Annotated in this window: 19 protein-coding genes; 6 read left to right on the forward strand and 13 right to left on the reverse strand. The window is 59.7% G+C overall.

Annotated elements, in window-relative coordinates; translation table 11 throughout:
* Positions 1 to 18: 18 nt before the first annotated feature.
* The 8 genes from OIS53_RS10480 to OIS53_RS10515 all read right to left on the reverse strand — a co-directional run bounded on the left by OIS53_RS10480 (position 19) and on the right by OIS53_RS10515 (position 6,517).
* Entirely contained in the window at positions 19 to 327 is a 309-nt protein-coding gene (locus tag OIS53_RS10480) for a hypothetical protein (protein WP_264678521.1), read from the reverse strand.
* Positions 320 to 952, reverse strand: a complete 633-nt coding sequence (locus OIS53_RS10485; RefSeq protein ID WP_264678522.1) for an RNA polymerase sigma factor — start codon at positions 950 to 952, stop codon at positions 320 to 322. Before OIS53_RS10485 ends, OIS53_RS10480 begins: the two co-directional genes overlap by 8 nt.
* A 400-nt stretch (positions 953 to 1,352) precedes the next feature.
* Positions 1,353 to 3,287: an NAD(+) synthase gene (gene nadE, locus OIS53_RS10490; protein WP_264678523.1), complete on the reverse strand. Its 1,935-nt coding sequence runs from the start codon at positions 3,285 to 3,287 to the stop codon at positions 1,353 to 1,355.
* 154 nt (positions 3,288 to 3,441) lie between these two features.
* Positions 3,442 to 3,663 carry a hypothetical protein gene (locus OIS53_RS10495; RefSeq protein ID WP_264678524.1) on the reverse strand — a complete coding sequence of 74 codons (222 nt, stop codon included), beginning with the start codon at positions 3,661 to 3,663 and terminating at the stop codon, positions 3,442 to 3,444.
* A gap of 42 nt (positions 3,664 to 3,705) precedes the next feature.
* The gene (locus OIS53_RS10500; protein WP_264678525.1) at positions 3,706 to 4,077 is read right to left on the reverse strand and encodes a hypothetical protein; all 372 of its coding nucleotides are present in this window, start codon (positions 4,075 to 4,077) and stop codon (positions 3,706 to 3,708) included.
* Between the two features lie 10 nt (positions 4,078 to 4,087).
* Positions 4,088 to 4,837: a ribonuclease III gene (gene rnc / locus OIS53_RS10505; protein ID WP_264678526.1), complete on the reverse strand. Its 750-nt coding sequence runs from the start codon at positions 4,835 to 4,837 to the stop codon at positions 4,088 to 4,090.
* A complete protein-coding gene (gene fabF / locus OIS53_RS10510; protein WP_264678527.1) occupies positions 4,837 to 6,090 on the reverse strand; it encodes a beta-ketoacyl-ACP synthase II in 1,254 nt (417 codons plus the stop codon). Before fabF ends, rnc begins: the two co-directional genes overlap by 1 nt.
* A 190-nt stretch (positions 6,091 to 6,280) precedes the next feature.
* Positions 6,281 to 6,517 (reverse strand): acyl carrier protein, encoded by a 237-nt coding sequence (locus tag OIS53_RS10515; protein WP_073109216.1) that lies wholly within the window; start codon positions 6,515 to 6,517, stop codon positions 6,281 to 6,283.
* A 162-nt stretch (positions 6,518 to 6,679) separates the two neighbouring features.
* Here OIS53_RS10515 and OIS53_RS10520 point away from each other — a divergent pair, with 162 nt between their 5' ends.
* Together OIS53_RS10520 and pyk are read left to right on the forward strand one after the other, a co-directional pair.
* Positions 6,680 to 7,108, forward strand: coding sequence for an IPExxxVDY family protein (locus tag OIS53_RS10520; RefSeq protein WP_264678528.1), 429 nt, complete (start codon positions 6,680 to 6,682; stop codon positions 7,106 to 7,108).
* A 243-nt stretch (positions 7,109 to 7,351) separates the two neighbouring features.
* Complete coding sequence (gene pyk, locus OIS53_RS10525; protein WP_264678529.1) at positions 7,352 to 8,791, forward strand: pyruvate kinase; 1,440 nt, start codon at positions 7,352 to 7,354, stop codon at positions 8,789 to 8,791.
* Positions 8,792 to 9,085: 294 nt separating this feature from the next.
* On the opposite strand, the gene rpsT is transcribed toward pyk, so the two are convergent.
* Together rpsT and OIS53_RS10535 are read right to left on the reverse strand one after the other, a co-directional pair.
* Positions 9,086 to 9,343, reverse strand: coding sequence for a 30S ribosomal protein S20 (gene rpsT / locus OIS53_RS10530; RefSeq protein WP_264678530.1), 258 nt, complete (start codon positions 9,341 to 9,343; stop codon positions 9,086 to 9,088).
* Positions 9,344 to 9,559: 216 nt separating this feature from the next.
* Positions 9,560 to 10,327 carry a DUF4142 domain-containing protein gene (locus tag OIS53_RS10535; protein ID WP_264678531.1) on the reverse strand — a complete coding sequence of 256 codons (768 nt, stop codon included), beginning with the start codon at positions 10,325 to 10,327 and terminating at the stop codon, positions 9,560 to 9,562.
* A 309-nt stretch (positions 10,328 to 10,636) separates the two neighbouring features.
* Here OIS53_RS10535 and OIS53_RS10540 point away from each other — a divergent pair, with 309 nt between their 5' ends.
* A complete protein-coding gene (locus OIS53_RS10540; protein ID WP_264678532.1) occupies positions 10,637 to 11,623 on the forward strand; it encodes a YheT family hydrolase in 987 nt (328 codons plus the stop codon).
* A 59-nt stretch (positions 11,624 to 11,682) separates the two neighbouring features.
* On the opposite strand, the gene rsmG is transcribed toward OIS53_RS10540, so the two are convergent.
* The 3 genes from rsmG to OIS53_RS10555 form a co-directional block, all read right to left on the reverse strand.
* Positions 11,683 to 12,333, reverse strand: a complete 651-nt coding sequence (gene rsmG / locus OIS53_RS10545) for a 16S rRNA (guanine(527)-N(7))-methyltransferase RsmG (RefSeq protein ID WP_264678533.1) — start codon at positions 12,331 to 12,333, stop codon at positions 11,683 to 11,685.
* A 347-nt stretch (positions 12,334 to 12,680) separates the two neighbouring features.
* Positions 12,681 to 13,298, reverse strand: coding sequence for an RNA polymerase sigma factor (locus OIS53_RS10550; RefSeq protein ID WP_264678534.1), 618 nt, complete (start codon positions 13,296 to 13,298; stop codon positions 12,681 to 12,683).
* Positions 13,289 to 14,413, reverse strand: a complete 1,125-nt coding sequence (locus tag OIS53_RS10555) for a glycosyltransferase (RefSeq protein ID WP_264678535.1) — start codon at positions 14,411 to 14,413, stop codon at positions 13,289 to 13,291. Before OIS53_RS10555 ends, OIS53_RS10550 begins: the two co-directional genes overlap by 10 nt.
* A 155-nt stretch (positions 14,414 to 14,568) precedes the next feature.
* Here OIS53_RS10555 and tgt point away from each other — a divergent pair, with 155 nt between their 5' ends.
* From tgt to OIS53_RS10570, 3 genes are all read left to right on the forward strand, one after another.
* Positions 14,569 to 15,699: a tRNA guanosine(34) transglycosylase Tgt gene (tgt, locus tag OIS53_RS10560; protein WP_264678536.1), complete on the forward strand. Its 1,131-nt coding sequence runs from the start codon at positions 14,569 to 14,571 to the stop codon at positions 15,697 to 15,699.
* A 124-nt stretch (positions 15,700 to 15,823) separates the two neighbouring features.
* Positions 15,824 to 16,900, forward strand: coding sequence for an LptF/LptG family permease (locus OIS53_RS10565; RefSeq protein WP_264678537.1), 1,077 nt, complete (start codon positions 15,824 to 15,826; stop codon positions 16,898 to 16,900).
* Positions 16,901 to 17,187: 287 nt separating this feature from the next.
* On the forward strand, positions 17,188 to 18,099 hold the full coding sequence (locus OIS53_RS10570; RefSeq protein WP_264678538.1) for a DMT family transporter: 912 nt from the start codon (positions 17,188 to 17,190) through the stop codon (positions 18,097 to 18,099).
* Positions 18,100 to 18,231 lie beyond the last annotated feature (132 nt).

Below are 18,231 nucleotides of genomic sequence, written 5' to 3' on the forward strand. Positions count from 1 at the left end.
TGCCTCGGTGGCAACCAATCAGCGAACGGGGAAGGGAATAGGCTGGTCTGTAGGAGAGGATGGGGGATGATGAGCAGGCTCTGCGGAGTGCGCCACGGCACCGTCGCCGCTAAGCAGCAGGATTATCCCCAGCATAACGGCATAGGTGGGCCAGCGCAGCCACGTGTGCAACGGGTGGTGCACCACGGCTGCCTCACTGGCCAGCCGGGCGCGCACCCGATTGTAAAAAAACGGGCGGAGTGGGGTGTCTTGTTGAGCACGCCATTGGCGCAGCAGGTCTTCCCATTCGTCGTCGTCGGCAGTGGGGCGGGTAGCGGAATCAGGCATGGCGCAGCGGAAGAATAAGGTGGTGACGAAGGGTTTTGCGGGCGCGAAACAACAAGGATTCCACGGCCGACACCGTAGTGTTGAGCACGGCCGCTATTTCCTCATAGCTCAGTTCCTGCTCGTGGCGCAACGTAAACGCCACCTGCTGCTGGTCGGGTAACCGGGCAATGTGCTCGAGTAAAAGCGCCAGCCGCTGCTGCCCTTCCAGTTGCGCCTGCGGATGCGCATGGTCCGTTGGCTCGTGCAGTACCTGGTTGTCGAAGCCCAGCAGGCTGGTAAAGTAAGCGAAGCGCTTCTGCGCCCTGGCCCGCTGCCGGTGTTTCAGGGCCCGCGAAGTAGCCAACCGATACAGCCAGGTACTTAGCGCCGCCTCACCCCGAAACCTGCCAATCGTCTGATAGACTTCCACAAAAACTTCCTGCGCCACGTCTTCGGCCTCCTCCGGCGACCGTAGCAGAGCCAGCACCGTGCGGTAAATACAATTTTGGTAGCGCTCCACCAGAATGCGAAACGCGGCCTCACTGCCCTGTTGCAACTGCGCCACCAACTCGGCATCGGCAAAAGCAGCGCCGTATTGCGCAGGAGGCAGGACGCCGTGAGCAGTAGGCAGCGGAAGTGTGTACACCAGCGAAGCGGAACTGAAGAATGAAAACGATACCTGCTCAGTGCCCCGCCTTTCCCCGCGGCTACTGAGGTTACATCTGCTTAGGCCTAATTAGCGCGTAAAACTTGCGCCCACGCTTTTATATTTCTTTTAGCAAACCCCAGTTGCGGAGTAGCCGCGTAGCGGCTGAAGGGTTGTAGTACGGCGAGCGGAAAAGGCCTTCGCGCCGCGTAGCGGTGCCAGAAACGGCTGGGGCACTCTGGCACCGCTACGCGGCGCGGGCGGCGCAGCGGGGTCGAGCTACAACCCTTCAGCCGCTACGCGGCTCCGCAACTGGGGTTAGCAAGTTGCCTTACACGTACTCGATCGACAAGTAAAGCATAGCCTTCTTGCCGCAGCTCAGCTATACGCTACTAAGGCCCTACAGCCCATTCAGCTCCTCCGTAAACCCACCACTTAAAATAGGGAAACGCAGCCAGGAACGCGGGTCCACGTTGTAGTCGTCGAGGTGAAAGGCGGGGGCGTACCGTTCGCGCTTCCACTGGTTGCGGCTCCAGAGGCTGTAGAAGCGCTTCACATAGGTTTTCAGCAGCTCCGGGTCGGTGGCGGAGTTTTCCTCTTGCAGCACATTGAGTACCTGGCGGGGGCTGAACCGGTCGTAGAAGGCCAGCCGCTCGATGCGGTTGAGGATGACGTAGGGCATTAGGTCCCGCTCGTCGGTTTGCTTGTCTTCCAAGGGGCGCAGCTCGGCGGTGGGTTGCAGGCCGTTCACGAAGCGCAGGGCCGGGTAGTTCAGCTCGGTTTCGGCCCAGCGCAGCCACTGCTTCACGAAGTCCTTGTCCACACCAGCAATGGGCGAGATGGAGCCGGCCGTGTCGCCGTCCATGGTGCAGTAGCCCACGGAGGCCTCCGAGCGGTTGGAGGTGGTGATGAGCAGACAGTTCTGCACGTTGGCCAGCAGCCAGATGCCGGGAGCCCGCACCCGCGCCTGAATATTTTGCAGGGCCAGGTCGTCGGTCTGCCAGGTCAGCGGCCGGGCCAGGGCCTGTTCAATCTTACCCACGTAGCCCGTCACTTCCTCGTCAATGCCCCAGTTGAAGAACATGGCCCCAATGGAATCCGCCAACTCTTTAGCCGAGGTATAGGTGTCGTCGGAGGAGTTGACCGTGCCCTGGTAGGCGCAGGTGAGCAGGCGGGCAGTAAGCTGTTGGTTTACGGTTTTCTGTTGTTGGCTGGGGTCCGACAACGAGGCGTCTTTCGGGCCGGGCTGCTGCTGGTCGGGCACGGGTGTGGCGGGACCGGCCAGCTGGGTTATGTCATCGGCGGTGAAGCAGCCGGTGCGGCGCATGAACTCGGCCGTGCCCAGCTCGGCGCAGCCCAGGCGTACCATTTCGGCCACGGCCACGGCGCACATGCAGGAGTCGGCGCCGCCGCTCAAGCTAAGCACGAAGCCCCGGCTGCGGGCCTTGCGCAGGTAGTCGAACAAGGCCAAGCTCAGGGCCTGGTTCAGCTCCCGCAGCTCGTCGGGGGCAGGCAGGGGCTGGATTTCCTCGGCCCGCACCTGCTCCTGCGTGAAGTCTACATCCACGCACTCCATGTCCACTTCCTTGAAGCTCATGAGCTGGTTGCGCAAGAGCAGGTGGCCGTTGCGGGCCACCAGGATTTCGCCATCGTAGATCATGCGGCCGGCCTCGTTGCCGAGCAGGTTGGCGTAGAGGTAGGTGCATTGGAAATTGCGCGAGGCGTTGAGCACCAGCTTGTAGCGCACGTCGGTTTTGCTCATGGCAAAGTGCGAGGCCGACGGATTCACAATCAAATCTACCCGCCCGCGCAGGCGGCAGGCAGGCCGCACGTCATCGGGCCGCCAGGCATCTTCGCAGATTTCAAACCCGAACTTCACCCCACGGTGCTCGAATATCAGGTCCCCCAGGGTCCACTCCTCCCCTTCCCACTGCACCATAGTGGTTTCGCCGGCCGGCCAGGGGTGGAAGAAGCGGGGCTCGTAGTGCACTCCGTCGTTGGCCAGAAACTGCTTGGCCGCGAAGCCCAGAATCTGCCCGTCGCGCAGCACGGCCGCCGTGTTGTAGGTGCGGTGGTTCAGCCGCACTGGCAGGCCCACCACCACACAAATTCCCTCGGTCCAGGGCCTTACCTGCTGCAAGTGCGCCAGCGCCGACTCCGGCAGCCAGTCGCTCAAAAATAGGTCTTCGCAGCCGTAGCCGGTGAGGCACAGCTCCGGCAGGCACAGCAGCTCCACACCGGCAGCCTTGGCCTGCTCAATGGCTTCGCGGATGGTCCGCAGGTTGTGGGTCCAGTCAATGGGAATTTGGTTGAGGGCAGCGCCGGCTATTCGCATGGGTAAGGAGGAGTTTACGTCTGCAAAACAACTCCATTTCCCCGGATTGGGTTGCCGTCAGTTACGTTTCGTGAAAAGCCACGTCACCCGCGAATCTCATCTTTGATGAAATTCGCGGGTGACGTGGCTGTGCAGTGAGAAAGTGACAGCCAAGCTACCCGGCTTCCTCTTCCTCAGACGGCTTCACTTCACCATTCTTGATACGCTCAACAACACTGTTGACTACCTGCTCATACTCCTGCTCAGAAGAAAAAAGGTCAGGTTCAAGCCGTAAAGGATTCAGGTTAAGCTGAATTTCGCCGCGCCGATAGGCTGCTTTTAGTTGGCGCAGTTCCTCTTGTTGTTCAGTAACAGTGCGTTTTAGTAGCTGGCTCATTGAAAAAGCAAGATGGGTTACTTGCTAGGGGAAGCACCCCTGTTACCTATATTTCTTAACAGACTTGTCCCAAAATTTCACTGTACCTATACAATCGGCATAAAAATCCTGCCCGTTTTCGTTAGTAAATACGCCTTCCACCTCAATCCACTCTGTACTATCTCGCTTGCTGTATTCTCGTTTACTGTTTAGTAAATAACAGGAGGAAGATACTTCTTCAGCATCCAGTTGGCCCTTCAGTACCCGCTCAATCTTCCATATGCAGCGGTATTCGTCGCAATCCTCATTGCTGGAGCGCATAATGACCACTACTCTTTTCTCAACCCGTTGCCATTTTTCATACGCATAGAAAAGGGCGCCCAATCCGAAAATGAACAGTATGAAAAACAACAGTACGCGGAGACAACCTTTCATAGGCATCAGCCTACACCCCCAATACCTCCAAGGCCCGCTCGGCGGCTAGCTGTTCCGCCTGCTTTTTAGAAAGCCCCATGCCAGTGGCTACCGGGTTGCCGTCGAGGAGCACCGTGGCCGAAAACTCCATGACGCCGCCGGGGCGGGCCTCGCCGGTGAGGTCGTAGCGCAGGTTCTTGCCGTTGCGCTGGGCCCACTCAATCAGCTTGCTCTTGAAGTTGGCCGTGGTCAGCGTCATCGACTTCACATCCACGTAGGGTTTAATGAGGCGGCTGAGCACAAACTTGCGGGCTGTTTTGTAACCTTGGTCGAGGTACACGGCGCCTACCAGCGCCTCCAGGGCGTTGCCATTCACGGAGCGCGACCGGGCGGCGCGGCCCTGGGCGGCGTCCAGCTGCACCAGCTTATCGAGCCCGATTTTGAGGGCGAGGCCGTTGAGGCTTTCTCGGTTCACGATGCGGCTGCGCATCTCGGTCAGAAAGCCCTCCTGTTCGTACGGAAACTTCCGAAACAGATACTCAGCCACCACCGTGCCCAGCACGGCGTCGCCGAGAAACTCCAGCCGCTCGTTGCTTTGGTGGCGGGCCTGCTCGCCCTGCTGGCGCACCACCGAGGAGTGCGTAAAGGCCAGCTGATACAGGCGCACGTTGTCGGGGGCGTGGCCGGTAAGTGTGGTAATGGCCTGCCGAAAGGCCCGGTCGCGGCCCAGCAGTCGGCGAAAAAAGCCAAACAACGGCAGGGGCTGACCGGGCCTAGGCATTACTCACGTACTTTACCAAACAGCACCGACGTGTTGTGGCCGCCGAAGCCGAAGGTGTTGTTCAGGGCCACGTTCACCTCGCGGGCCTGGGCTTGGTTGAACGTGAAGTTCAGCCGCTCGTCCAGCTCGGGGTCGTGGGTGGTGTGGTTGATGGTGGGCGGTACCACGCCGTGCTCCATAGCCAGCAGGCAGGCTACGGCCTCAATGGCGCCGGCCCCGCCCAGCAAGTGGCCGGTCATGCTCTTGGTAGAGCTGATGTTGAGGTTATAGGCATGCTCGCCGAACACCTGCTGAATGGCCTTTACCTCGGCCACGTCGCCCAGCGGGGTACTGGTGCCGTGGGTGTTGATGTAGTCCACGGCCGAGGCGTCGAGGCCGGCGTCGCGCAGGGCGTTTTTCATTACCAGCGTCACGCCGGAGCCCGAGGGGTCGGGGGCCGTCATGTGGTAGGCGTCGGCCGTCATGCCAGCGCCCAGCACTTCAGCGTAGATTTTGGCGCCGCGGGCCTTGGCGTGCTCGTACTCTTCCAGGATGAGGGCCCCGCCACCTTCACCCAGCACGAAGCCGTCGCGCTCCTTGTCGTAGGGCCGGGAGGCCGTTTCGGGCGCGTCGTTCCGCTCACTCATGGCCTTCATTGACGTGAAGCCGCCGATGCCCGACTCGTTGATAGCCGCTTCGGAGCCGCCGGTCACCATCACGTCGGCCTGGCCGAGACGGATGTAGTTGAAGGCGTCGATGATGGCATTCGAGGACGAGGCGCAGGCCGAGGTGGTCACGAAGTTGGGCCCCCGGAAGCCGTGCTTGATGGAAATCATGCCCGCCGACATGTCGCTGATCATCTTCACGATGAAGAAGGGCGAGAAGCGCGGTGTGCCGTCGCCCTGCCCGAAGGCTACGCACTCAGCCTGCAGGCTGGTGAGCCCCCCAATCCCCGAGCCCCATACCACCCCCACACGGTCTTTGTCGACGCCGCTTTCAACGAGGCCGGCGTGCTGAATGGCCTCGTCGGCGGCAATCAGGGCGAAGTGGGTAAACAGGTCCAGCTTGCGGCCTTCTTTCCGGTCGAAGTAATCGTCCGGGTTGTAGTTCTTCACCTCGCAGGCGAAGCGCGTTTTGAACTTGCTGGCATCGAAGCGGGTGATGGGGGCGGCCCCGCTCACACCGGCTTTCAGCCCTTCCCAGTAAGCGGGGGCGGTGTTGCCCAGCGGGGTGATGGCACCCAGGCCGGTCACGACAACTCTCCGAAGAGACATAGGCAGGCGCAGAGAAGCGAAAGGAAGACGTACTAAAAAAGCAAAACGGCCGGCGGCAGGCCGGCCGGTAAGCAAGTCGGGGGTAGCAGGTATTGGGTAGTAAGTAGTAGGTAACTAGCTTAAAGGATGGCCGGCGACACGCTTGGCTACACCTTCTAATTACCTAATACCAACTACCTAATACTCAGTACTATTTGGCGTGCTCTTCGAGGTAGCTGATAGCTTGGCCCACGGTGGCAATGTTCTCGGCCTGGTCGTCCGGAATCGACACGTTGAATTCTTTTTCAAATTCCATGATCAGCTCGACGGTGTCCAGCGAGTCGGCACCCAGGTCGTTGGTGAAGCTGGCCTCCGGAGTAACTTCCGAAGCTTCTACGCCGAGTTTATCGATGATGATGGCCTTTACTTTTTCTGCAATTTCAGACATTTCCGTGGGGGTTTGAAGAAAACTCGGCACAAATAACACCATCTTCCCTAACATTGTCAAACATCCCCGCCCGATTCTTCCCGGTACAAGATTATGACTGTCGGGGTTCCTTTCGGGTACGGCGGTGCTTACTTTTGCCGCTTCTTTGCCCTGCTGCCACCCATGAAAACCCTTACGCTCGACGTTGACTACGACTGCGACTTCGACCTGTTCGGGCTGGTGTCGTCGTCGCGGGAGCATACGCTGGCCTGGGTGCTGAACCGGGTGCTGCACCTGCGCCTGGTGAAGCAACCCGACCTGGTGTACGACCTGCTGGCGCGCGGGCGCTTGGTCATCAGCAACTACCTGCACGCCACCGAGCATCTGACCCTGCGCCTGCTGCGCAACCGCTCCGTAGACCCGTCGCCGCTGAAAAAGCCCTTCCTGGCCCCCGATATCAAGGAGTACGACTACTTGCTGCAAATCAGCAACGGCGTGGGCGGACTGGCTGCCCCCGCTCTGCTGGCCAGCCTTGACGCCCTGCCCGAGGTGCAGCTCGTCAGCCAGCTCGACCCCAATTCCTTGCAATTCAAAGAAAATCTGCTCTTTTGAGGCACGTACTACCACAGGAATGTAACGCGACCCGCGGGAAGGCGAAGCCAAGTTTTACTTCGCGACGCGCTAGAACGAGGCTATGTAAACGGTTTCGTTCTGACGCCTCGTGAAGTAAAACTTGACTTCGCCTTCCCGCGGGTCGCGTTACATTGGTTTTCACCGTACAATGCTGCGCGCATTGTCGCGCATTGTAACTAGTCTGTCTAAAAACTAAGACCCCAAGCTCCTAAGCCCCTACTCATGGAACCTCGTCCGCATTTCAATAGAACCAAGATTGTTGCCACCGTTGGGCCGGCGTCCAACACTTACGAGAAGCTGGGTATGCTTATTCGTGAGGGTGTGGATGTGTTCCGCCTCAACTTCTCCCACGGCTCCCATGAAGACCACTTGTCGGTGATTAATACCGTGCGCCGCCTCAACAAGGATATGCGCACGCACGTGGGCTTGCTCCAAGACTTGCAGGGGCCCAAAATCCGGTTGGGCGAAGTAGAAGGCGGGGGCGTGGAAATCAAGCCCGGCGACAAAATCAAGCTGGTGTGCGGGGAGAAGGAAATCAGCACGGCCACGCGCCTGAGCACGATTTACCTGGGCCTAGCCCGCGACGTGAAGCCCGGCGACATGATTCTGATTGACGACGGCAAGATTGAGTTGCGCGTGCTGGCCACCGACCGGGACAAGGAAGTGGACGTGGAGGTGATTTACGGCGGCCTCGTAAAGCCCCGCAAGGGCATCAACCTGCCCGACTCCGAAGTGTCGGCCCCGAGCATGACCGAAAAGGACATCGAAGACCTGAAATTCGGCCTCGACAATGACGTGGACTGGATTGCCCTGTCGTTTGCGCGCCGCGCCGAGGACATCCGCTTCATCAAAAATCTGATTGCCGAAAGTGGCAAGATGGCGCGCGTTATTGCCAAGATTGAGACGCCGGAAGGCCTGCGCAACCTCGATGAAATCATTGCCCTGACCGACGCCGTGATGGTGGCCCGCGGCGACCTAGGCGTGGAGGTGAAGATGGAAGAGGTGCCGATGGCCCAGAAACTGATTGTAGAGAAGTGCAATAAGGCCGGCAAGCCCGTCATCGTGGCCACGCAAATGATGGAGAGTATGATTTCGGCCCCCCGCCCCACCCGCGCCGAAACCAGCGACGTAGCCAACGCCGTGATGGACGGGGCCGATGCCCTGATGCTGTCGGCGGAAACGGCCGTGGGCCAGTACCCGGCCGAGGTGATTCGCTCCATGGTGGGCACCATCAGCAGCGTGGAAAGCCGCATGCCCAGCCTGTTTCACCACTGGTACCCCATCACTCCGGAGTCGCCCACGTTTATGGTGGACAGTGTGCTGTCGGCGGCCTGCCACTTGGCCAAAAACACGGGCGCCAAGGCCATTACCGGCATGACCCACCGCGGCTACACGGCCTTCCAGATTGCCAAGTACCGTCCCAAAGCCAACATCTTCATCTTCACCGACAACCGCCCCCTGCTCACGACCCTGAGCCTGATTTGGGGCGTGCGTGGCTTCTACTACGACCGGATGGTGAGCACCGACGGCACCGTGTCGGACATCAAGTACATTCTTACCACCACCGGCCACCTCAGCAAGGGCGACGTCTTCATCAACACTGCCTCCATGCCCATCAACGAGAAAGGCAAAACCAACATGGTGAAAGTGAGCGTGGCGTAGCGGTGAGTTGGTGAAGTGATGAGTAGTGAAGCGGTTAAATGGTGAGTGGAGACTGTCCTGCTGAGCGCAGCTGAAGCATCCTGCGTGCTGACGTTAGAGGCTACCTGTCATGCTGAGCTTGCCGAAGCATCTCTACCGCTTCGTTGCAGTCATCAATAGTTACCCTCGGTAGAGATGCTTCGGCAAGCTCAGCATGACGGTCTTCATTCACTTAATCATTTACAACGCAAAAAGGCCCTGAACTCACGTTCAGGGCCTTTTTATGTATTTGAGAGCAGAGCGCCGATTCGCTGCTTAGGCAGCCAGCGACTTCACGAACTTCGCCAGCTTCGACTTGTTGTTGGCGGCTTTGTTCTTGTGAATGATGTTCTTCTTGGCCAGGCGGTCCAGCATCGACGATACTTTCTTCAGCAGCTCCTGCGCCGCCGTAGCATCGGTGGTAGCGCGCAGCTTCTTGATGGCTGTGCGGGTAGATTTAGCCTGGTAACGGTTCAGCACGCGCTTCGCTTCGTTGGAACGGATGCGCTTCAGGGCCGACTTATGATTTGCCATGGGGTAGAGAAAATGGTCTTCTGCTCGAAATCAATTCAATTGAGGAGTGCAAAGGTAAGGCTTTGGTTTGAAATAGCAAACCCTGCGTAGCGCATCGGCATAAGTCGGTTCGCGGGTCCTAATACTGCCAAACAGGGAACCCAGGCTAGCCACGTGAGACTAACCCGAATTCCCTGCTTTGTATGTGGAAGAATAACCGTGCGGTAGTCCGCTTTGCTAATCCACCTTCTTCTCTACCTCCCCGGCCATGGTGCCGTGCGAGCGAAGCATGGGCAGCGTTTGGGTGGCGAAGGACTGGACGGCAGGCACATCGGCGCGCTTGCCCTTCACCTCAAACATGGCAATGTCCATCTTGTGCGCTGCTTCCATTAGGTCCATGTATTCCTCGTCGAAATCCTTGCCCGACTTGGCGGCCAGCCGGTCCAGCATGGCCTGATGCACGGGCATCAGGGTTTGCGGCATTTGCACGCTGAGCGGAGTAGCAACCGTTTTCAGCTGCTGCGTGGCCTTGGTGTGGTGGTCGACCATCATCTGGGCGAACTTCTTCACGTCGGGATTCGTGGCCCGCTGGGCGGCCATCTGGCCCGCCTGGATTTCCAGCATGTTGCTGCTGGCCGCATTCATCAGGAACACCGGGTCTTGCATGGTGGCGAAAGTGGCCATAAACGCCGTGGGGTCAGCGGCGGCATCGGCGCCGGTGGCTCCGGCCGTACCAGCCGTACCGGTGAAGCCCGTAGAGCTAGTGCCGGCGCCAGCACCCGAGCCAATAGCTCCTGTGCTGGGTGAGCCCGCCGCGTTGGTAGCGGCGCTGTTGCTGTTAACGGTGCCACTACCGGTAGCCCCGCTGCTGCCGCTAGCATCCGTGCTGGTGCTGCTGCCGGAAGTGGTACCGGCGCCCGTGCCGGTGTTGGTGGTGCTGCACGCCGTGCCCAACAGTAGCGTACTGGCTACCAAAATCTGGGGAATTACTTTCGTTTTTTTCATTTTCATAAGATGTGCAGGTAAAAGGTCTGGAATGTGGGGTAGGGATGTTGCTTTTTTTATACGACTACTAAGAAGACTGGTCAACACTTTCACCCGATAATTTTTCAAACAAAATTCACTGTTGAGTTCTGAATTTCAACTATTTACATCTTATATTCTCTATACGCCACGGCAACTTTCTGACCCTGGGCAGAGTTTGGCAAGCAGTGTCGGGCTGGGTAGATTTTGAGCTACTTGCAGGCTTGCCTACTCGCGTCCGGGTTATCTTTACTTATCTGACGTAGCCTCACCGCTTCTGCTTGTATCTGTATGCCGCTCGTTGCCGAATCCCGTTATCAGCCGCCTTTCTACCTCTTCAATGGCCACCTGCAAACCATCGTGCCCAGCCTGTGGCGCACAGTGCCCGAGGTACGCTACGACCGGGAGCGGGTAGAAACCGACGACGGCGACTTTCTGGACCTGGACTGGTCGCGGCTGCCGGCCGAGCCGCCGACCGACGCCCTGGGCATTGTGTCGCACGGGCTGGAGGGCGACGCCGGCCGGCCTTACGTGCGGGGTATGGTGCGGGCCCTCAACCAGGCCGGTATGGACGTCCTGGCCTGGAACTACCGCAGCTGCAGCGGCGAAATGAACCGCCTGCTCCGCTCCTACCACCTCGGCGACACCGACGACCTCGACTTTGTGGTGCGCTACGCCCTGGGCACGGGCCGCTACCGGCGCGTGTACCTGACGGGCTTCTCGGCCGGCGGCAATGTGACGCTGAAGTACCTGGGCGAAAACCCGGCCCGCGTGCCGCGCGAGGTGCAGCGGGCGGCGGTGTTTTCGGTGCCCACCGACCTTAAGTCCAGCTCTTACCACATTGCCCGCCGCGAAAACCGCATTTACCTGCGTCGTTTCCTGAAATCCTTGCGGGCGAAGATGCGCCAGAAAGCCGCCCTGCTGCCCGGCCAAATCGACCTCTCCGACCTCGACCAGCTGGCCGACTTCCCCCAGTTCGACGACCGATTCACGGCGCCCATGCACGGCTTCACCTCCGCCGACGAGTACTACGAGCATGCCAGCTCCGGCCGCTACCTCAGCGGCATCCGCATTCCGACGCTGCTGGTCAACGCCCAGAACGACCCGTTCCTGCCGCCCTCCTGCTTCCCGCGCGAAATAGCCGCCCAGAGCCCCTACGTGTTCCTGGAAACGCCTTCCGAGGGCGGCCACGTAGGCTTTGGTGAAGGCACGCCCGATGGCGAATACTACTCCGAGCGTCGCGCCGTAGAGTTTCTGACGGCCGAGGTGCCGGCGTAGCTGTTATTGCTCCGCCTTCCTGCGGGTGCTTCGTTGTGCCCCCTCGCAATAGCTGAAGTTTAGGAGTTCGGCACTACAACTACCTTTTTGGTCTCAAAGAATTCTTCTGCGAAGAAATCCTTGAGGTCAACTACTTTGGCCGGGAGGCCGGATTCTTTGATTTCCTCGGTCAGGTCGCCGCCTTTGAGGTAGTAGAGGCCGCTGCCGGGGGCGGCGGTACCGCGGGGTTTGTAGCGGTGGGCAATCCAGCCGTGGAAGGTGCCCAGGCGGGCCACGGCTCGGCTCACGATGTAGTCGTACTTGGGGCGCAGCTGCTCGGCCCGGATTTGCTCGGCCGTAAGGTTGACCAGGTGCAGGGCACGGGCCATTTCCTGCACGGCGTGAATCTTCTTGCCAATGCTGTCCACCAGATGAAACTTTACCTCCGGGAACAGAATGGCCAGCGGCAACCCTGGCAGGCCGCCGCCCGTGCCCACATCGAGCACCGCGGCGCCGGGCGCAAATTCCACCACTTTGGCTATGCCCAGGGAGTGCAGAAAGTGGCGCTCGGCCAGGTTGCCCACATCGGTGCGGGCCACCAGATTCAGGCGCTCATTCCAGCCCCGAAACTCGGTTTCGAGCTGCTGAAACAGCTGGCGCTGGTGGTCAGTAAGCTGCGGGAAGTAGTGAAAGAGGATGTCCATCGTGCCGGCAAAGGTAGGATAGGGCATCGTAGGCTGCACCGCTGAGTATAGCCGGCGCAATGCAGAGCGAAAACTTAGCACGGGTGCTGGTTTGTAGCTGGCGCGAGTTTAGCGCAGCGTACCTCGTGCCGACCATGACGGGAGGCTGCGCCTCCCCCGCCAGAACGACACCTACCGGTACTAATGGCCCGGTCCCGGCTTGCCGCTGGCGCGGCAGTGGAGGCGCAGCCTCCACTTCATGCGCCGGCACGAGGTACGCTGCGCTAACCTCGCGCCAGTACCTGCCAGTATCTGCCTACTGCCTGAACTACTCGCTCCGTTCGTGTGGTTCGGCCCGGCGCTACATGGAAAAAGCCCCTGGCGGGGCTTTTCGGCTAGATAAACTCTTTTTTGTTTTTCACCATGTCGTAGAGCAGCTCCCGGGCGCGGTGGAGCTGGGCTTTGACGGTGCCCAGCGGGGCTTTTAGCTCCTGGGCAATTTCCTCGTAGCTCAGCTCATCGAAGTAGCGCAGCGTAACGAGGCGCTGGTATTTCTCGGGCAGCCGTGACACCACGTGCTGCATGATTTCGATTTTCTGGTTCTTAATGGCCGTTTCCTGGGGGTTCAGGTTCTGGTCGCGGAAGTCGATGGTGATTTCGTCGCCGTTGTCGATTTTGATGGCCGAGTCAATCGACATGGTTTTGATTTTATTCTTCCGAATAAAGTCAATGCAGTTGTTGGTGGCAATGCGGAACAGCCAGGTGCTAAACGCAAACTCGGGATTGAATTTGTGCAGGTTTTTAAAGGCCTTGGCGAAGGCTTCGATGGTCAGATCTTCGGCGTCGTCGGGGTTGCGCACCATCTTCAGTACCACGTGGTACACGGGCTTTTTGTAGATCTGCATCAGCTCGGCATACGCCTTTTCGTCGCCTTGCTCCACGGCCGCGCGAATCAGCTTGAAGTCGTGCTTGGCTTTAGCTGAAAACTGTTTTTCCTGATTATTTACTTCCATCGGAGGGTACGGTAGAGGAACAGCGAGATTCCTAGAGCGAGATAACAAAAAAAATACACAGCGTCGAGGACGGGCACCCAGGCGGGGGGCAGCTGGTCGTCGAGCCGGCGGCTGAGCTGGTCGTACACTACCGTGACAGCCACGGTGCGTACCGCCCACACTGCGGCCAAAAGTACCCAATTGGACGGGGAAAACAGCAGGCCGATTGCCGTACCGTAAAAAACCAGGTTGGCCCCGATAAAGGTCCCGAGGCGGAGCCGGTCGGGCCAGCGGTAGCGGTGGCCCGCCGACAGGTGCCGCCGTTTTTGCCGCCACCACGCGCCCCAGCTGCGGGCGGGCTGGCTCAGGATGTGCGCTTGGGGCTCGGCTACCACCGCCACGCGGGCACCGCGGGCCACGGCATCCTGCACCAGCAGGTCGTCGTCGCCGCCCAGGCTGCGGATGTGAGAGGCAAAGCCCTTGGTCAGGTGAAAGACCTGCCGGGTGTAGGCAAGGTTGCGCCCCACGCCCATGTAGGCCCGGCCGCGCCACGCGAACGACAAATACTGTGCCCCTGTGAGGAAGGTTTCAAATCGAATTAACTTATTCAAAAAGCCGGTTTCCTGCGTGTAGGGCGAGTAACCCAGCACTACATCGGCGGGATGCTGAAACCCGCTCTGCATCAGCCCGAGCCACTGCTGGGTGGCCGGCACGCAGTCGGCATCGGTGAATAACAGCCGCGAGTAGCTGGTGGTTTTGATGCCCAGGGTAAGGGCGTATTTTTTGGGTGAGAGGCCGGCCGGCGTGCTGGCTACCGTAACGAGGTGCACGTGCGGATAGTATTGGGCCAGCTGCTGCACATAGAGGGCGGTGCCATCGGTGGACCGGTCGTCGATGAGCACGATTTCAAAGCCGGCGGGGTAGTCTTGCTGAAGCAGCCGGGGCAGCAGGCGGCGCAGGTTTTCTTCTTCGTTGTGGGCGCATACCAACACCGACACCGGCTCGGCGCCCTCCGGCGCAGGTGCCGGGGCCGCGGGCCGGCGGGCGAAGGGCAGGAAGTAGTAAGCGGCGTAGAGCAGCTGCACCAGCACGGAGGCCAGCAGCAGCCACACGGCCGGAGACAGGTGAAACGGCAAAACGGCGGGCGGATGATTCAGCCGGTAAAAGTAGGCATTCGGGGTGGGGCGAGTACCTTTGCGTTGAAAAGCTGCAAGCTGCAAGCTGCAAGCTACAGGCTACAAGCCCAGACTTACTGCTTGCAGCTTGCAGCCTACAGCTTGTAGCTTTTCCAATGACCTTCGACTTCGTAACGCAGGACCCACATTCCAAGGCCCGCGCCGGGGTGGTGCACACCGACCACGGCGCCATCGAAACCCCGATTTTTATGCCCGTGGGCACGGCCGGCACCGTGAAAGCCGTGCAGCAGCGCGACCTGAAGCAGGACGTGCAGGCTCAGATTATCCTCGGCAATACCTACCACCTCTACCTGCGCCCCGGCCTGGAAGTGCTGCGCCAGGCCGGCGGCCTGCACCGGTTCAACGGCTGGGACCGGCCCATCCTTACCGACTCGGGCGGCTACCAGGTGTATTCGCTGAGTGGCACGCGCAAAATCAAGGAGGAGGGCGTCAAGTTCCGCTCCCACATTGATGGCTCTGAGCACCTGTTTTCGCCGGAGGGCGTCATGGACATCCAGCGCACCATCGGGGCCGACATCATCATGGCCTTCGACGAATGCACGCCCTGGCCCTGCGACTACCAGTACGCCGCCCGCTCCCTGGACATGACCCACCGCTGGCTCCGGCGCTGCATCGAGCGGTTCGACTCCACGGAAGGATACTACGGCTACCGCCAGACGCTATTCCCGATTGTGCAGGGCTCCACGTTCCGAGACCTGCGGGTGAAGTCGGCGGAGTTTGTGGCCGAGCAGGGGCGCGAGGGCAACGCCATCGGGGGCCTGAGCGTGGGCGAGCCGGCCGAGCTGATGTACGAGATGACTGAGCTGGTCTGCGACATTCTGCCTCCGGACCGGCCCCGCTACCTGATGGGCGTGGGCACGCCGGCCAATATCCTGGAGAATATAGCGTTGGGCGTGGATATGTTTGACTGCGTAATGCCCACCCGCAACGCCCGCAACGGCATGTTGTTCACCACCCAGGGCATTATGAACATTACCAATAAGAAATGGGCCACCGACTTCGAGCCGATTGACGCTGAACTAGGCGGCTACGTCAGCACGTTTTATTCGAGAGCCTACGTGCGCCACCTCTTCCAGAGCCAGGAAATGCTGGGCCCGCAAATTGCCTCCATCCACAACCTCACCTTTTACCTGTGGCTGGTGAAGCAAGCCCGCCAGCAGATTCTGGCCGGTACCTTCCGCGCGTGGAAAGACCGGATGGTGCAGCAGGTGATGACGCGGCTGTAGTACAAAAATCGTTTGTCCTGCTGAGCGCAGCCGAAGCATCTCTACCACTTCGTTGGATTACTATTGCAACGAAGCGGTAGAGATGCTTCGGCTGCGCTCAGCTTGACGTTCAGATACGCTATCCATGCGCCTTCTCGATAAATACATCCTTAAGAAGTTTCTGACTGCCTTTTTCTTTGCGGTGGTGCTGCTGGTGTCGGTTATCTGCGTGATTGACTTCACGGAGAAAAACGACGACTTCATCCAGCACAACCTGGGGGCGTGGCAGATTTTTTCGGAGTACTACGTGAACCTGTTTCCGTACTTCGCCAACCTGCTCTCCCCCATCACGGTGTTTATTGCGGTGGTGTTTGTGACGGCCCAGCTGGCGGCCCGCACGGAGGTAGTGGCTATTCTGGCCTCGGGCATCAGCTTCAAGCGGTTTTTGCTGCCCTACGTCATGGGCAGTGCCATTCTGGGCGCTTTAACCATGGCTATGACGGGTTGGATTATTCCGCTGGCCAACAAAACCCGGGTGGCTTTTGAGAAGGCCTACATCAAGAACCCCTACCGCTTCGACGCCCGCAACGTGCACTTCAAAATCGGGCCCCAGAGCTACGTGTTCATGGAGAGCTACGACAACGTGAACAACGTGGGCTACCGCTTTGCGCTGGAAACCATTGACGGCACGCTGCTGAAGCGGCGCCTGACCGCCGAGGCCATTACCTGGGACTCGACCAAAAAAGCGTGGCACCTGACGCCCCAGCTAGTGCGCACGTTTCGGGGCGAGCAGGAAACCCTGCAAAGCCTGCCCGCCCGCGACACTACGCTTAACCTCTACCCCAAGGACTTCGCCAGCACCTACCGCCTGGGCGAAACCATGACCCTGCCCGAGCTGAACCGCTACATCCAGCAGAAAATTGACCGGGGCGCCGACGACACGCAGGTGTACCTGAGCGAGAAGTACGAGCGGTACGCCTACCCCTACGCCATGTTTATCCTGACGGTGATTGGGGTGATTATGAGTGCGCGCAAGAGCCGGGCCGGTGTGGGCGGGCAAATTGCCCTGGGCTTCGTGCTGGCCTTTGTGTTCATCATCTTCGTTATTCTGAGCCGCAACTTTGCGGCCGTGGGCAGCCTCTCGCCCCTGCTGGCGGCCTGGGTACCTAACCTGGTCTTCACCGGCATCGGGCTGGTGCTGTACCGGGTGGTGCCAAGGTGACTTTGAAATGAGTGAATGAGTGAATGAGTGAATGAGTAAATGAGTAAATGAGTGGATGGGTGCAGACATAGCCCCGGCGGGGCGACATATCGGTAGTAAACCAGATGATGAAAGGGTAAAAGCCCCAGCGGGGCGACACAATCGTTTAACGATGAGTGTCGTCCTGCTGGGGCTCAATAAGCAGCATAAGTGCTGAATTCTACCGATATGTCGCCCCGCTAGGGCTACCCATTTAATTATCCATTCATTTACTCATTCACTCATCTACTCATTCACTCATTTATTCAATGCTCAACGACTACCTCCGCCTGCATTTCATTGTGTTGCTGTGGGGCTTCACGGCCATTCTGGGCAAGCTGATTTCGGTGCCGCCGGTGGAGCTGGTGTTTTGGCGCACGTTGCTGGCCTCGGCGGGGCTGGCGGGGCTGCTGCTGATGCGGCGGCAGCCGTGGCGGGTGCCGGCCGGCGAGGCCCTGCGCCTGCTGGGCGTGGGCGCCCTGGTAGCCACGCACTGGATTACGTTCTTTCTGGCCGCGCGCCTGTCGTCGGTGAGTGTGTGCCTGGCGGGCATGGCGACGCTGGCCTTGTGGACGTCGTTGCTGGAGCCCCTGCTGCTGTGGCGGCGGGTGCGCCTCTACGAAGTGGGCCTGGGGCTGCTGACCATGGTGGGGCTGTACCTGGTGTCGCAGGCCGAGCTGGATCAGCTGGCGGGGCTGCTGGTGGCCATGCTGTCGGCGGGGCTGTCGGCGCTGTTCAGCGTGCTCAATGTGAAGCTGGTGAAGCGCCACCCGCCGCTGCGGCTCACCTTCTACGAAATGGCCGGCGCCTGCCTGAGCATTGCGCTGTTTTTTCCCATTTACAGCCGCTACTTCACGGGCGGCGCGGGTCTGCGGCTAGCCCTGAGCGGCTACGACTGGCTGTGGCTGCTGGTGCTGGCCGGCGTGTGCACGGTGTACGCCTTTTCTACATCGGTAGAGCTGATGAAGCGCATTTCGGCTTTTGTCGTCAACCTCACTATCAACCTGGAGCCCGTGTACGGCATTCTACTAGCCGTGCTCATGTACACGCTACGCATCCCTGGCTTCGGCCAGGAGCGGCTGTCTACTGGCTTCTACCTCGGCACGGTGGTTATCCTGCTCAGCGTGCTAATCCACCCCGTGCTCGACCAGTGGAACCAGCGGCGGCAGGTCCTGGTGTAGGGGCGCGGTGCCCGCGCCCACGTCGAGTGGCTACACAAGATGTAACGCGAAGTTATACTTCGCGAGGCGCAAGAACGAGACGAATTAACGACATCGTTCTAACGCCTCGCGAAGTACAACTTCGCGTTACAT

This window comes from Hymenobacter sp. YIM 151500-1, from assembly GCF_025979885.1.
GTDB lineage: Bacteria > Bacteroidota > Bacteroidia > Cytophagales > Hymenobacteraceae > Hymenobacter.